Source organism: Pseudomonas sp. MWU12-3103b, assembly GCF_023100615.1.
GTDB lineage: Bacteria > Pseudomonadota > Gammaproteobacteria > Pseudomonadales > Pseudomonadaceae > Aquipseudomonas > Aquipseudomonas putida_A.
In genome coordinates, this window is the sequence record NZ_JALMEY010000053.1 from 1 (window position 1) to 364 (window position 364).

The 364-nt window shown below is 59.3% G+C and carries 1 pseudogene; it reads right to left on the bottom strand.

Annotation, left to right across the window (positions count from 1 at the left end):
* A pseudogene (locus M0808_RS28435) lies at positions 1–364 on the bottom strand (hypothetical protein); the annotation flags it as partial.

Below are 364 nucleotides of genomic sequence, written 5' to 3' on the forward strand. Positions count from 1 at the left end.
CTTGCCGTCGCGGATGACGACGTAGGACACCTTCACATCTTTGTTCAGGTTGAACGCGACCACACTATTTGGAATCGCAAACTCCCGGTTGCTGCCCAGCGGCCGAGGAACAGAGGTGTGCGAACCGCCTGCGGGCGTACCCTGTGCGCCAGTCCAGGTGGCGATGATTTCGTCAGTTGGCAACAACGCGCTGTTGTCCGGCACCACGATGGTCAAGGTGTCTCTGACCAGCAGCGGGTTGAGTGCGCTGTCGCCGTTGTTCTCCTTGATCGAAGGGGCGAGCAGTTCCAGCGCGACACCCACGGTGAACACCAATGGATTCGAAAGGCTGGTCTCATCTGTGGCATTCCGCCAGAGCTGGTAG